Origin of the sequence: Mycobacterium sp. (assembly GCF_035697385.1) — a bacterium.
GTDB lineage: Bacteria > Actinomycetota > Actinomycetes > Mycobacteriales > Mycobacteriaceae > Mycobacterium.
Genome location: NZ_DASSCY010000039.1, coordinates 1 through 13,215, shown reverse-complemented (window position 1 = coordinate 13,215; position 13,215 = coordinate 1). Strand labels below are relative to the sequence as shown.

Here is a 13,215-nt window from a genome sequence, read left to right as displayed (position 1 = left end):
CATCGACTCGTCGCCGCGGTTGTTGATGAAGTAGGTGCGGAAGATCCGGTCGCCGTCCCGCAGGAACACGTTGGTGCCGTGCCATTCGTCGACACCGAAGTCCGCGTCGAAGCTGTCGGTCAACGTGTACCAGGGGATGTCCCAGCCCATGTCCATCTTCAGCCGCGCGATGCCGTCCTGCGGCGCCCTGGAGACGAACGCCAGCGTGGTGTCGCGCGCGTTGAGGTGAGCCAGGTGCGCGACCTGGTCGGCCAGCAACGAACAGCCGGAGCAGCCGCGGTCGGGCCAGCCCTCGACATCAGGCTGGAAGAAGAACCGGTAGACGATCAGCTGTCGCCGGCCGTCGAACAGATCGAGCAGGCTCGCCGGTCCCGCCGGGCCGTCGAACACGTAGTCCTTGTCGACCGCCATCCTCGGCATCCTGCGTCGTTGGGCGGCAAGCGCGTCCCCGGCGCGGGTGTGTTCCTTCTCCTTGACCAGTAGTTCCTCGCGAGCCGCCTCCCACTCCTGCGGGGAGACGATCGGTGGCATATCCATGGCCGTACCTCCTTTTCTCCGTTGTGGATATAGACCCGTTGAACCGCACGAACTCATCGCAGGCCGCTATCTTCATGTGTGCCGCTTACACCCGCGTAAGCGAAATGCTCAGCGGGACGCTTACTTTCGGGAGAATCGACATGCGTGGCGACATCCGCAAGGCTGTGACCGGAGCCTCGATCGGCAACGCCGTGGAATGGTTCGACTTCGCGATCTACGGCTTCCTGGCGACGTCGATCGCCGCGAACTTCTTCCCATCGGGAAACGACACCGCAGCCCTGCTCAAGACGTTCGCGATCTTCGCGGCGGCGTTCTTCATGCGACCCCTCGGCGGCTTCGTCTTCGGGCCCCTTGGAGACCGGATCGGGCGGCAGCGAGTGCTCGCCCTTGTCATTCTGTTGATGTCCGGGTCGACGCTGGCCATCGGTCTGCTCCCGACGTACACCGCGATCGGCGTCGCTGCCCCGTTGCTGCTGTTGTTCTTTCGGTGCCTGCAGGGCTTCTCCGCAGGCGGCGAGTACGGCGGCGGCGCGGTTTATCTTGCCGAGTTCGCCTCCGACAAGCGGCGGGGCCTGATCGTCACCTTCATGGTGTGGTCGGGAGTGCTCGGGTTCCTGATCGGCTCGGTCACCGTCACGCTGCTGCAGGCATCACTTCCAGCGGACGCCATGGAGAGCTACGGCTGGCGCATTCCGTTCCTGCTCGCCGGACCGCTCGGCATCGTCGGCCTCTACATCCGTCTCCGGTTGGATGACACCCCGCAGTTCACCGAACTCAGCAAGGAACAACTGGTCGCCTCCTCGCCGCTGCGGGAAGCGGTCGGCACGGCGTGGCGGCCGATTCTGCAGGTGATCGGCCTGATGATCGTCTTCAACATCGGCTATTACGTGGTCTTCACGTTCCTGCCGACGTACTTCATCGCGACGCTGCACTTTTCCAAGACCAGCGCGTTCGTGTCCATCACGCTGGCCAGCCTGGTGGCGCTGGTGCTCATCCTTCCGCTTGCCGCCCTGTCCGATCGGGTCGGGCGCAGGCCGATGCTCATCGGCGGCTCGCTGGCCTTCGCGATACTCGGTTATCCGCTGTTCTTGCTCTTGAACTCGGGTTCGCTTGCGGCCGCGATCGCGGCTCACTGCGGGCTGGCCGTCATCGAGGCGGTGTACGTGTCGGCCGCGGTGACCGCCGGCGTCGAACTCTTCGCGACCCGTGTGCGCTACAGCGGGTTCTCCATCGGCTACAACGTCTGCGTCGCGGTGTTCGGCGGCACCACCCCATACGTCGTCACCTGGCTCACCGCGGAGACAGGCAACAACGTCGCACCTGCGTACTACGTCGTGGCCGCCGCGATCGTCTCGCTGGCCACCATCCTCACGATGCGTGAGACCGCGGGGCGTCCGCTTCCGAAGCTCGCTTCGGACGAAATATTCCAGTTACAGTGATTGTGTGCCGCCCGACAGCCCCGCACCGCGGCCCAAACTGACGTCCCGAGGCGCAGCCACCCGCAACCGGATCGTGCTCGCTGCCGCCGAACTGATGCACGTGCAAGGCGTCGCGGCAACAACCATCGACGACGTATTGGCCGCCAGCGCGGCGAGCAAATCCCAGTTCTACCAACACTTCGAAGACAAAGCCGAGTTGGTCTACGAGGTCATCACGTTGCGCGCCGACGAGATCTTGTCGTGGCAGCGGCTGCGGCTGGAAAAGGTGGATTCGTTCCGCGGGCTCTACCAGTGGCGCGACGCGATGGTGCAGCGGTGTGCGTTACGGCGGGGCTTGTGGGGCTGCGAACTCGGTTCTCTCGCAGCCGAATTGTCCGACACCGACGATCGAGCTCGCGCATCACTTGCCGAGCATTTCATGGAATGGCGGGGCCTACTTGCCGCGGCGCTCGAGCGGATGCGTGACGGCGGCGTGCTGCGCGGCGATGCCGACATCAAAGCGCTCGCAACGGGATTGCTCGCCGCGGTCGAAGGCGGCTACCTGCTATCGCAGACCGGCCGCGACCCGCGACTCATGCAGGCAGCGCTGAACATGGCCATCGGTCACGTCGCGTCGCATGCCGTCTCCGCCCAGTCAGTGGGATGACTGGGCGGAGACGTATGGACCTTGGGGACTAGTTGTCGCCAGGGATGGCCGTCGGTGCCGGCGGTGCGTGCACCGTCGGGGAGAACGGGTTCGGCTGACCGGGATCGATGCGCGGGGCCTTCTCGGTCGGCTCAACCGGTGGCGCCGGGGAGGCCGGCGGCGCGGTCGTGGTTGTCGTGGTGGTGGTGGTGGTTTCGGTGGTGGTCTCCGGCGCTTCCTCGTCCTGACCGCAGGCGGTCAACACGCCCATGGAGAGAATCGCCGCCAAACCGGCGGTAGCAGCGAGCCGGCGAGCCGTTCGGCCTGACCTCATGTTTTGTCCTATCTGTGGAGTAAGTGAACTATATCGTCCAAAAAAAGGGTCCGTCAACGCGCATATGGTCATCCACCTGGCGATTGACCTCACAGTGCCAGACGATTCAGTCCAACTTGCCGGATTGTCCAGGAATCGCGACTCAAGTTCTCAGCGTCCATGCAGCTCACGCCCCTAACGTCCGGTGCTCATGAACAAGTTGAGCGTCTACGCCGCCGGCACCCTCGGTGCGACCGCTGTGGCGATGGCATTTTTCGGAACCGGCGTTGCCGCCGCCGACGACTACACCGGCCAGACGTTCGCCGACGCGTCGTCGGCGATCAGCGACGCTGGCAAGAAGGCCGTCGTCTCGACGCGCGCCGGCGACGAGCTGCCGGATGACAAATGCATCGTGACGAGCTCCCAGTCGGCGCCGTGGCTCAAAGGGGACGACTTCGCGCCCGTCACCGACACCGTTCTGGTGAATCTGAACTGCAACGCCACAGTCGCCTCGGCCACCAAGTCCGGCAACTCGGCGGCCAGCCCCGAAGGCCGGGCGGCGCTAAAGGCGGCGAAAGAAGACAAGTCCGGCCAGTAGAGGCCGCTATCTCGCCCAGCTAGTGTGAGCCCAAGGCATCCACGAAGCGGAGGCACGGAGATGAAACGTCAGGTGTTGCCCTACGTCACCGTCGAGATCGACGATCGGCTGCGCCGCCGGGTGCGGCGAGCCGGCGAGCGCCTGCGCGTCAACGTCAGGGCGTACCTGCTGAGTGCGGCCGACGATGTCGACGCGGCGGGCGACAGGGTCCGCGGGCTCTGTGACCGGGCGGTCAACCGGGTCGATTCCGTCGTCGCGACGGTCAACGACAGGATCGCACCCGAACAGGAGCGGCCGCGACTGCACCTGGTCGAGGGCCGCGAGGCCAGCTAGCCCGCGCGCACGCCGGACGTTCGGCCTCCGACGAAGAACGAACCGGCAATGACCACAAGGCCGACGACGGCCACCGGAATCGCCCATGTCCTCCGCGAGGACAGCGCGGACTCGCATTGCGTCACGTAGTCGGTGTGTGGCACGACCTCGTTGAGTATCGGCAGGTTCACGGGGTTGCGGCCGTCGGCCTCGCGGGCCGCCGAGGTGTCGGCAGCGATGCCGTTGCCGCATCCGATGCTGCCGCCGTCGGGACCCGGTACCGACACCGGCATCAGCAGAGCGATGACCCCGGCGATCAACGCGATCGCCCCAACCAGCAGAATCAACCGTCGCGCATTCATGACCCGGGGATGCCCACTTGTCGCACGTCAAAACCACCGACTGGGCACGCCGACGTTGAGTGTGCTGTTCTTGTCGGTGTGATCGCCGTGGTCTGGAAGGGGTTGACGACGCTTTGTTAGGCCATGGTCTTGTGGTGCTCCTAGCCCTGCTCGCTGCGGTGTTCCTCGCTATCGGCATCGTGGTCCGTCAGCGGGCCACGCTGGACGTACCGGCCGAGCATGGCGTCAGCGCGGTGATGTTCCTTACGCTGATTCGCCGGCCGCTGTGGTGGGCCGGCACCGCGTCGGCCATCGCCGGGTTCGTGTTCCAGGCGCTGGCGCTGGCGAACGGTTCTCTGCTTCTGGTGCAGCCGATACTGGTGTCTGCCTTGCTGTTCGCGCTTCCCATGAGCGCGCGGCTCGCACATCGCCGGGTGACCCGCGCCGAATGGCTATGGGCGTTGTTGCTGACGGTCTCGCTGGCCGTGTTCGTCCTGTTGGCCAAGACCCGCCCCGGCGACTACGAGGCATCACTACCCACTTCGGCGATGGTCGCGCTGGTCTGTACCGCGGCGGTCCTGGCGTGCGTGGTGGTCGCGGTCCGCACCATGGGGTGGCGCAGGGCTGTGTTGCTCGCGGTCGCGGTCGGACTGCTGTTCGGCGTCGTCGCGGTGCTGACGAAGCTGGTGATGCACTTGCTCACCCATGAGGGTCTGCAAGCGGTGCTCACCACGCCGGTCCTGTATCTGCTTGTGGTGCTTGGCGTTATCGCCGTGTTGCTGCAGCAGTCCGCTTTCCACGCTGGCTCACTGCAGACGTCGGTTCCGACGATGCTGGTGCTTGAACCCGTCATCGCCGTGCTTCTCGGAGCGGTGGTGCTCGGCGAGCACCTCACTGTCAATGGGGTCAAGGCGGTGGCGCTGACGGTCGCGGTCGCTGCGATGGCGGCGGCCACCATCGCCCTCGGTCGTGACGAGGGCGCCTACGAAGAAGAACTCGAAGCCGCTATGGCGAGTCAGCGGCAGTAGGCGTTTCCGCGACCTGCACGGGACGCAGCGCCGCCCATGCGAAGAACACGACCGCAACGCCGATCAGCGCCAACCCGACCCACCAGTTCGCTTCTGTGCCGAAATAGAGGTCGACGGGATTGTTGCTTGTGCCCTTCTCCCGTTCGCGCAGCAGGCCGGGGGCGAAGCCGGCGATCGTCAGGATGACACCGTAGATGGCCATCAGCGCGCCGATCACGTTGCGGATGTCGAACAGCTGGGTCAGCCGGCTGTGGGTGGCTTCGGTCATGACGGATCCTTACCGAACTCAGTGGAAGATGATGTTGAGGATGATGGTCAGGGTCAGTGCCAACGCAGCGAGCGGGACAGGCTTGTAGTACCAGGATTTCCCGGCGCTCTCGGGGTCGTGGAATGTCTCCCTGGGTGTTTCGGAGTACACCAGTCCTACCAACTCCGACGCCGGCTTGGGCGCCGTCACCATGCTGACCGCAACGCTGACGATGATGTCGACAACGAACGCGGCCGACGCCGCTATGAAAGGCACACCCTGCCCCGGCAGGTTCAGTACGCCGACCTCGCCGAGGATGAAAACGAAGACCGCAGAGAGGGTTCCGGCGACCAAGCCCATCCAGCCTGCGGTTGCGGTCATCCGCTTCCAGAACATGCCGAGGATGAACGTCGCGAACAACGGTGCGTTGAAGAAACCGAACAGCGTCTGCAGGTAGTCCATCAGATTCGAGTAACCTGCAGCGATCAACGCTGTGAAGATCGCCAGTATCGTCGCGCCGACCGTGGCGATCCGACCGATCAGGATGTAGTAGTTGTCCGGCCGCTCCTTGACGATGTACTGCTGCCAGATGTCATAGCTGAACACGGTATTGAACGCCGAGACGTTGGCGGCCATGCCCGCCATGAACGACGCCATCAAACCGGCGATCGCCACACCCAGCAGACCATTTGGCAGGATGTCGCGGATCATCAGCAGCATCGCGTCGTTGTACGTGATGTCGCCTGTGCCAGTGGTTTTCAGCCCGATCATGTCGCCGATCGCTGCGGCGGCGATCATGCCGGGCACGATGATCACGAACGGGATGAACATCTTCGGGAACGCCGCGATGATCGGTGAGCGACGCGCCGACGACATCGAATTCGACGCCATGGCGCGCTGCACCTCGACGAAGTTCGTCGTCCAGTACCCGAACGACAGCACGAAACCGAGGCCGAATACGATGCCGATCACCGACCACACCGGACTGTCGAAACCGCTGAGTGCCTGGCCTGGCCACGTCGTCAACTGCTCGTTCACCGAGGCGGTCACCGCTCCGTCGGACATGGAGTCAACGACCTTGTCCTTCAAGCCGTTCCAGCCGCCGACGCGGATCAGACCGAACACGGTCAGCGGAACCAGCGCCGCAAGGATGACGAAGAACTGCAGCACCTCGTTGTAGATCGCGGCCGACAGCCCGCCTAGCGTGATGTAGCTGAGCACCACCGCGGCCGCCACAATCAGTGACAGCCAGCGTGGCCAGCCGACGAGCGCGTTGATCACCGTTGCCAGCAGGAACAGGTTGACACCGGCGATGAGCACCTGCGCGAGCGCGAAGCTGATGGCGTTGACCAGGTGCGCGCCCGGGCCGAAGCGGCGGCGCATGAACTCGGGAACGCTTCGCACCTTGGAGCCGTAGTAGAACGGCATCATCACGACGCCGAGGAACAACATCGCCGGCACGGCGCCGATCCAGTAGTAGTGCATGGTGGACAGGCCGACCTGGGCGCCGTTGGCGGCCATGCCCATGATCTCGATGGCGCCCAGATTCGCCGAAATGAAGGCCAGGCCGGTGACCCACGCGGGTAGCCGCCGCCCGGATAGGAAGAAGTCCAGACTGGTCGAGATCTGACTTCGGGCGATCAACCCGATGCCGATTACGAACACGAAATAGATCGCGACAAGCACGTAATCGAGCCAGCCGACATTCAGTCTCAGCACGTTTTCAGCTGCCAGCGTGGTGGTCGTCGTCATCACTCCTTAGTCGGAGCCAACATGGGCACTAGCACACGTTCTAACGGAATCAAGCAGAAAGTAACAGTCTTACGCTCAGTTATGGCAGGATTCATCGAGATTTGTTGGATAATGTTCGTTTCGCCACCTAGTCGGCCCAGGGGAGGTGTCATCGGCGATGCTTGCCGCGGAACGGCGCCACGCGATTCTGCGGGCCCTGCAGTCGGAGGGCGCGGTGCGTGTCGCCGACCTCGCCGCTGAACTCGACGTGTCAGAGATGACGGTGCGCCGCGACCTCGATGCGCTCGACGCGCAGCATCTGCTGCGCAAGGTGCACGGCGGCGCGGTGAGCCGGCTCAACCGCGGCGAAGAACCATGGTCGTCGGAGAAGGCCGGTCAGCAGCGAGCAGCCAAGGCCGCGATCGCCGCGCTGGCCGCGGCCGGCGTCGAGGACGGCATGACGATCGCGATCAGTGCGGGCACCACCACCACCGAACTCGCCCGCCGTCTGCGCCATCGGTCGTCGATCACGGTGGTGACGAACTCCGTCAGCGTTTTTCAGGTGTTGACCGATCCCGGTTCGAATGCCGCCGACGCGCCGCTGGTGTACCTCAGCGGTGGTGTTCGCACACCGTCGGATGCCCTCGTCGGACCGATCGCGGACGCGGCGATCGCATCTTTCCGGGTGGACGCGAGCTACCTCGGAGTGCACGGCTTGGACCCTGATGCCGGTTTGACGACGCCGAACATTGCTGAGGCACAGACGAATCGGACGTTGATCGGTATCGGTGCGCAACTGGTCGTGCTGGCCGATCACACGAAGTACCGGGAAGTGGGCACCAACGTGTTCGCCCGGCTCCGCGACGTCGACACTCTGATCGTCGACGACGCCCTGGCCGTCGAGGATCGCGCCGTGCTCGCGGCCCATGTCGACAACCTGGAGATCGCGGAAGTGGTGGCGCGCCCGTGAACGACTTCGCGACGGTGCCGACACGTTGGACGCTGGCCGACGGCCGCGACTTGTTGTTCTTCGCGCTGATGGGCCACAGCCCGGCACCGGTTCCCGACCGCAGGCCGCTGGGTGACCGTGGAAATCATCAGTCCCAGTTGAGGTTTGACCAGACGACGGGTCAATGGGTGATCATTGCGGCGCTGCGCCAGGACCGCACGTACAAGCCGCCGCCCGATCAATGTCCGCTCTGCCCTGGCCCAACAGGGTTGACCAGTGAGATACCGGCTCCCGACTACGACGTCGTGGTGTTCGAGAACCGCTTCCCGAGCCTGTCAGGCGCTGGCTCCGCCCCGTTTGACCTGCCGACCGCCGACGAAGACCAGTTCGTCGCGGCACCGGGTCACGGCCGCTGCGAGGTCATCTGTTTCTCCAGCCACCACACCGGCTCGTTCTCCGGCCTCGACGTATCGCATGCCCGTCTCGTCGCCGAGGCGTGGCGGCACCGGACCGCAGACCTGATGGCACGCCCCGGCATAGAGCACGTGTTCTGCTTCGAGAACCGCGGCGAGGAAATCGGCGTGACGTTGACCCATCCGCACGGTCAGATCTACGGCTATCCGTACCTGCCCCCACGCGCCGCGGTCATGCTGCGGGAAGCGACGGCACACGCCGAGCGCACCGGCCGCAACCTGTTCGCCGACATCCTGGCGCGCGAGGTGGCCGACACCAGCCGCATCGTGACCCGCACAGACCTGTTCACCGCGTTCGTCCCATTCGCGGCGCGCTGGCCGGTGGAGGTGCACATCTATCCAAATCGGTTCGTGCACAACCTGATTGAGCTCACCGACGCCGAGCTTGACGGTTTCGCGCAGATCTACCTCGATGTGCTCGGCCGGTTCGACCGCATGTATCCGACTCCGTTGCCGTACATCTCGGCGTTGCATCAGTACCCCGACACCGACGAGCAGCGGCAGGGTTACTTCCACGTCGAGTTGATGTCGGTGCGGCGCAGCGCGACGAAGCTGAAATACCTTGCAGGCTCCGAGTCGGCGATGGACGCGTTCATCAGCGACGTGACCCCCGAAAGCGTCGCCCAACGCCTGCGGGAGCTCTAGATGGCGCACCCGATTCGCTATGCGGCGCCCGGCCGGATCAACCTGATCGGCGAGCACACCGATTACAACCTTGGCTACGCGCTGCCGATCGCACTGCCCGAGCGCACCGTCGTGACCTACCGACCCGAGGGCACCTCGGTGCTCACCGTGCGAAGCGACAGGGAGGACGGCGAGGTCCGGATCTCACTCGACACCGCTCCCGGCGAGGTGACCGGCTGGGCCGCGTACGTGGCAGGCGTGATGTGGGCGCTGCGCGACGCCGGTCATCGGCTCGTCGGCGGGGAGATGGCGATCGCCAGCGACGTCGAGATGGGTTCGGGGGTGGCGTCGTCGGCGGCGCTGGAATGCGCGGTTCTCGGCGCGCTCACGACCGCGACAGGCGTTTCGCTCGACCGCGTCGAGCAGGCCCGCATCGCGCAACGGGCCGAGAACGGCTATGTCGGGGCGCCGACGGGACTGATGGATCAACTGGCCGCCATGTGCGGTGAGCCGCGACGGGCATTGTTGATCGACTTCCTCGCGACCTCGGTGCGGCCCGTCGCATTCGATCCGGACGCCTCGGGTGTCGCGCTGCTGCTCATCAACTCGCGTGCGCCGCACCAGCACGCCGGCGGCGAGTACGCGTCACGGCGGGAATCATGCGAACGAGCCGCCGCCGAACTCGAGGTGAGCTCGCTGCGCGAGGTGCAGGACCGTGGCGTCACGGTCCTCGAGGGTGTCACCGATCCTGTCGATGCACGACGCGCCCGCCACATCCTGACCGACAACCAGCGAGTGCTGGAAGTGGTTGCCGCGCTGGAAGATTCCGACTTCGCCACGGTGGGCGAGATTCTGAGCGCCTCGCAGGCATCCATGCGCGACGACTTCGAGATCACCACGGACCACATCGATCTGATCGCCGACACCGCGGTGTCCGCGGGTGCGCTCGGGGCCAGGATGACCGGCGGCGGCTTTGGCGGCTGCGTGATCGCGCTGTCCGCCGCTGAAAAGGTCGAGGCGATCACCGGCGCGGTGCGGCTGGCCGTAGACAATGCCGGGTACAACGAGCCCACCATCACCCGCACGTATGCCGGTCCCGGTGCAGGGCCGCTGGTGTGACAAAGCGGGTTGGCAATCACAGTGCGGGTGTTAGGACATTCGATTAGAGTTCCGATCGCCGGGGCGATCTTGGAAAGCCGCTGGTAAAGGTCGGGATAGATAGGACTGCAAAATGAGGTCAGGCCGAACGGGTCGCCGTCTCGCTGCTACCGCCGGGGTGGCGGCGATTGTTTCCATGGGCGTGTTGAGCGCTTGTGCGCAGGAAGAAGAACCGGCGCCCGAGGAGACCACCACGACGACAACGACCACCACAACGACGACGACCACGGCGCCGCCGCCGGTCGAGCCGACCGAAAAGGCGCCGCGCATCGATCCCGGCCAGCCGAACCCGTTCTCCCCGACGGTGCACGCGCCGCCGGCGCCGACGGCCATCCCTGGCGATAACTAAAACCGCGACAGTCTTACTCGGACGTACTCTGGCGTCCGTGGTTGTCCGGCATGTGGGTGTGCTGGCGCTGATTGCGGCCGGGGTGTTGGTGCTCGTCTCCGACCTTCGACCCTCGGCAGTCGACAGCGCCGGTGCTATCGGCGGCCCGTACGCGTACCTGTTGGCGAGTTCGACCGATCTCGGTCCGTCGCACCGCGCCGACACCCAGCTGACCGCGGCGCTGCACGACTCGCAACGGCCGGACGCCCTGTTCGGCTGGGCCGACGGCAACGGGTTGGCGGTGCGCTGGCAGCCCGGCGAGCGGTGGGCCATCGTCGAAGGCGCCGCCGAGAACCTGGCCCAGGCTTTCGGTGTGGACGTGCACGACTACCGGGGCCAGCGCGGCCAGGAGTTCTACGCGTCGCCGCAACAGCCTTCGATACCAGAGCCGCTGCACGGCGAGGTCGCAGAGCTGGGCCGGATTCTGGGCTATACGCCACACGGCATGTCGCGGCCCGACTTCTTCCCGTTGGATGTGCCTGACAAAGGGCTGACCCCGAGCGCGCTGCTCAACACCTACAACGCCGGCCAGTTGGCCGCTTCGGGTTTCACGGGCAAGGGCACCACGATCGTGTTCTTCGCCTTCGACGGGTTCGATCAGGCCGACCTCGATACGTTCGCCAGCACTTACGGGCTGCCGCAGTTCACCCCGACCGTGGTCGGCGGTCAGGCCGGCGAGCCACGCGGTGAGACCACGATGGATCTCGAAGTGGCCCACGCCATCGCGCCCGACGCGCGCAAGGTCGTCATCAACGCCCGGCCGACGGTCGAGGGCGACGGCGCCTTCGAGAAGATCGGGCAGATGTTCGCGTCGGCCGACAGGGAGTTTCCCGGTGCGGTGTGGAGCTTCTCGATCGGCTGGGGCTGCGACAAGCTGCTGACGGAAGCCGACCTCGCACCGGTGCGGTCGGCGCTCGCGACAGCTCTGTCGCACGGCACTACGGCGTTCAACGCGAGCGGTGACCTTGCCGGCCTGGAATGCAAAGGCGGCGACGATTGGTCGTCCCCGCCGGGGCAGTCCGACATCGGACTGGATTCCGTCGCATCGCTGCCCGAGATGGTCGACGTCGGCGGCACCACGCTGTCGACCGACGCGAACGGTGTGTGGCTGGCGGAACAGGCGTGGTTTGACGTGCCATTGTCCATCGGCACCGGCGGTGGAGTGTCCTCGCTGTTCGACCGCCCCGTTTGGCAGCGTGAGGTGCTGCCCGACCAGGACCCGTCGCGCCGGCTGACCCCGGACGTCTCAGCGGTCGCGGACCCGTTCACCGGTGTGCGGATCATCTTCAAGGGCCAGCAGGCGGTTGGCGGTGGCACCTCCCAGTCGGCCCCGATCTGGGCCGGCCTTGCCGCGATGATGAATCAGTACCTGCTCTCCAACGGAGGACGGGCGCTCGGCGACCTCAACCCGCTGCTGTATCGCATCGCCGCAGGAGCGCCGCTGCCTGCGTTCCGTGACATCACCTTGGGCGGCAACGCCGTCGCCGACGCCGGCCCCGGCTACGACCTGGCCACCGGGCTGGGCACACCGGACGTCGACAACCTCGTCCGCGACCTGCTCATCTTCCAAAGGGCAACGCCATGAGCACCGGACCCGAATCGAACGAGACTGTCCCGACCGCGGAATGCCGGGTCTGTCAGACCGACGTTCCCGCAGGGGAGTACTGCGGGCTCTGCGGCTGTCATCTGACGCCGCGACGCGGGGAAGGGCCAGATTGGCTGCGCATCAGGGACTTCGGCGCCGCGCCGGGGGAGCACCTGCTACAGCCGTCGTTGACGAGTTCGTTGTTCCCGCACCTGCCGTCGCGGTCTCGGACGGCGTTCCGGCTCGGACTTCTGGTTGTGCTGCTGGCGCTAGTGGCCTTCACGCTGCTGCGGTTACCGGCGGCGCTGATCACGGTGTCCGCCCTGGGCTTGCCGCTGCTGTTTCTCATCTATCTCCGCGAGTCCGACGCGTTTCACGATGTGCCGCTTGGCACTTGGGTGCTCACCGCGGCGCTGGGTATCGGGCTGGCCGTCGGCTGGGTGCTGCTCACCGGTGCCGCGGTCGCGCGCTCCTACGGCATCGCGCTCGGCAGCGGCATCGTGGGTGCCCGCATGATGCGCGACGGGATCGGCATCCCGCTCGGCGGAGTGATCCTGATGCTGATGCCCGTAGTGATCGTGCGGCTGCTGCGTCCACCCACGCGAGAAGCGTTGGAAGGATTCATGATTGGCGCGCTGGGTGCGCTGGCTTTCACGGCGGCGGCCACTCTGACCCGGCTCGCCCCGCAGTTCGGTTCGGGTGTGGTGAGCAAGCGCCCCATGGAAAGCCTCTTCGTCGAGGCGGGTATCAGGGGAGTGGCTGTGCCGTTGACCGCCGCTGCCGCGGGCGGGTTGATCGGCGCCGCACTGTGGTTCACCCGGCCACCGAGCAAGGAACACCAGCGCCCCGGCCTGGTTCGGCTGATGC

Annotated in this window: 16 protein-coding genes; 11 read left to right on the top strand and 5 right to left on the bottom strand. The window is 65.7% G+C overall.

The window, feature by feature from the left end; translation table 11 throughout:
* Positions 1–537, bottom strand: a 537-nt coding sequence (locus VFH65_RS03780) for a DUF899 domain-containing protein (protein WP_353319797.1), incomplete at its 3' end; no start/stop codon positions are given.
* A gap of 140 nt (positions 538–677) precedes the next feature.
* Between VFH65_RS03780 and VFH65_RS03775 the strand changes: the two genes are divergently transcribed.
* Entirely contained in the window at positions 678–1,976 is a 1,299-nt protein-coding gene (locus tag VFH65_RS03775; protein ID WP_353319796.1) for an MFS transporter, read from the top strand.
* 4 nt (positions 1,977–1,980) lie between these two features.
* Complete coding sequence (locus VFH65_RS03770) at positions 1,981–2,622, top strand: TetR/AcrR family transcriptional regulator (RefSeq protein WP_353319795.1); 642 nt, start codon at positions 1,981–1,983, stop codon at positions 2,620–2,622.
* Positions 2,623–2,650: 28 nt separating this feature from the next.
* Here the strand turns inward: VFH65_RS03770 and VFH65_RS03765 are convergent, their stop codons facing one another.
* Positions 2,651–2,935 (bottom strand): hypothetical protein, encoded by a 285-nt coding sequence (locus VFH65_RS03765; RefSeq protein WP_353319794.1) that lies wholly within the window; start codon positions 2,933–2,935, stop codon positions 2,651–2,653.
* A 190-nt stretch (positions 2,936–3,125) separates the two neighbouring features.
* Between VFH65_RS03765 and VFH65_RS03760 the strand changes: the two genes are divergently transcribed.
* The gene (locus VFH65_RS03760) at positions 3,126–3,512 is read left to right on the top strand and encodes a hypothetical protein (RefSeq protein ID WP_353319793.1); all 387 of its coding nucleotides are present in this window, start codon (positions 3,126–3,128) and stop codon (positions 3,510–3,512) included.
* Between the two features lie 60 nt (positions 3,513–3,572).
* Positions 3,573–3,845 carry a hypothetical protein gene (locus VFH65_RS03755; RefSeq protein ID WP_353319792.1) on the top strand — a complete coding sequence of 91 codons (273 nt, stop codon included), beginning with the start codon at positions 3,573–3,575 and terminating at the stop codon, positions 3,843–3,845.
* Here the strand turns inward: VFH65_RS03755 and VFH65_RS03750 are convergent.
* Positions 3,842–4,186, bottom strand: a complete 345-nt coding sequence (locus tag VFH65_RS03750) for an aminopeptidase (protein WP_353319791.1) — start codon at positions 4,184–4,186, stop codon at positions 3,842–3,844. The genes VFH65_RS03755 and VFH65_RS03750 overlap by 4 nt on opposite strands.
* A 113-nt stretch (positions 4,187–4,299) precedes the next feature.
* Here VFH65_RS03750 and VFH65_RS03745 point away from each other — a divergent pair, with 113 nt between their 5' ends.
* Positions 4,300–5,193 carry a DMT family transporter gene (locus VFH65_RS03745; protein ID WP_353319790.1) on the top strand — a complete coding sequence of 298 codons (894 nt, stop codon included), beginning with the start codon at positions 4,300–4,302 and terminating at the stop codon, positions 5,191–5,193.
* Here VFH65_RS03745 and VFH65_RS03740 read toward each other — a convergent pair.
* Together VFH65_RS03740 and VFH65_RS03735 are read right to left on the bottom strand one after the other, a co-directional pair.
* Entirely contained in the window at positions 5,171–5,461 is a 291-nt protein-coding gene (locus VFH65_RS03740) for a hypothetical protein (protein ID WP_353319789.1), read from the bottom strand. The two genes, VFH65_RS03745 and VFH65_RS03740, sit on opposite strands and share 23 nt — an antisense overlap.
* A gap of 18 nt (positions 5,462–5,479) precedes the next feature.
* Complete coding sequence (locus VFH65_RS03735) at positions 5,480–7,192, bottom strand: sodium:solute symporter family protein (protein WP_353319788.1); 1,713 nt, start codon at positions 7,190–7,192, stop codon at positions 5,480–5,482.
* A gap of 157 nt (positions 7,193–7,349) precedes the next feature.
* On the opposite strand from VFH65_RS03735, the gene VFH65_RS03730 reads away from it, so the two are divergent.
* The 6 genes from VFH65_RS03730 to VFH65_RS03705 all read left to right on the top strand — a co-directional run.
* Positions 7,350–8,141, top strand: coding sequence for a DeoR/GlpR family DNA-binding transcription regulator (locus tag VFH65_RS03730; RefSeq protein WP_353319787.1), 792 nt, complete (start codon positions 7,350–7,352; stop codon positions 8,139–8,141).
* A gap of 68 nt (positions 8,142–8,209) precedes the next feature.
* Positions 8,210–9,238 carry a galactose-1-phosphate uridylyltransferase gene (galT, locus tag VFH65_RS03725; RefSeq protein ID WP_353319798.1) on the top strand — a complete coding sequence of 343 codons (1,029 nt, stop codon included), beginning with the start codon at positions 8,210–8,212 and terminating at the stop codon, positions 9,236–9,238.
* Entirely contained in the window at positions 9,239–10,336 is a 1,098-nt protein-coding gene (locus tag VFH65_RS03720; RefSeq protein ID WP_353319786.1) for a galactokinase, read from the top strand.
* Between the two features lie 112 nt (positions 10,337–10,448).
* Positions 10,449–10,724 carry a hypothetical protein gene (locus VFH65_RS03715; RefSeq protein ID WP_353319785.1) on the top strand — a complete coding sequence of 92 codons (276 nt, stop codon included), beginning with the start codon at positions 10,449–10,451 and terminating at the stop codon, positions 10,722–10,724.
* Between the two features lie 37 nt (positions 10,725–10,761).
* The gene (locus tag VFH65_RS03710; RefSeq protein WP_353319784.1) at positions 10,762–12,348 is read left to right on the top strand and encodes a S53 family peptidase; all 1,587 of its coding nucleotides are present in this window, start codon (positions 10,762–10,764) and stop codon (positions 12,346–12,348) included.
* Positions 12,345–13,215: zinc ribbon domain-containing protein (locus VFH65_RS03705; protein ID WP_353319783.1), on the top strand; the 871-nt coding region annotated here is incomplete at its 3' end. The genes VFH65_RS03710 and VFH65_RS03705, both read left to right, overlap by 4 nt.

Excerpts from the sequence above, each read along its gene's own strand:
- VFH65_RS03775 (WP_353319796.1), top strand. The coding sequence starts at position 678 with ATGCGTGGCGACATCCGCAAGGCTGTGACCGGAGCCTCGATCGGCAAC.
- VFH65_RS03765 (WP_353319794.1), bottom strand. The coding sequence starts at position 2,935 with ATGAGGTCAGGCCGAACGGCTCGCCGGCTCGCTGCTACCGCCGGTTTG.
- VFH65_RS03760 (WP_353319793.1), top strand. The coding sequence starts at position 3,126 with ATGAACAAGTTGAGCGTCTACGCCGCCGGCACCCTCGGTGCGACCGCT.
- VFH65_RS03755 (WP_353319792.1), top strand. The coding sequence starts at position 3,573 with ATGAAACGTCAGGTGTTGCCCTACGTCACCGTCGAGATCGACGATCGG.
- VFH65_RS03750 (WP_353319791.1), bottom strand. The coding sequence starts at position 4,186 with ATGAATGCGCGACGGTTGATTCTGCTGGTTGGGGCGATCGCGTTGATC.
- VFH65_RS03740 (WP_353319789.1), bottom strand. The coding sequence starts at position 5,461 with ATGACCGAAGCCACCCACAGCCGGCTGACCCAGCTGTTCGACATCCGC.
- VFH65_RS03735 (WP_353319788.1), bottom strand. The coding sequence starts at position 7,192 with ATGACGACGACCACCACGCTGGCAGCTGAAAACGTGCTGAGACTGAAT.
- VFH65_RS03730 (WP_353319787.1), top strand. The coding sequence starts at position 7,350 with ATGCTTGCCGCGGAACGGCGCCACGCGATTCTGCGGGCCCTGCAGTCG.
- galT (WP_353319798.1), top strand. The coding sequence starts at position 8,210 with ATGGGCCACAGCCCGGCACCGGTTCCCGACCGCAGGCCGCTGGGTGAC.
- VFH65_RS03720 (WP_353319786.1), top strand. The coding sequence starts at position 9,239 with ATGGCGCACCCGATTCGCTATGCGGCGCCCGGCCGGATCAACCTGATC.
- VFH65_RS03715 (WP_353319785.1), top strand. The coding sequence starts at position 10,449 with ATGAGGTCAGGCCGAACGGGTCGCCGTCTCGCTGCTACCGCCGGGGTG.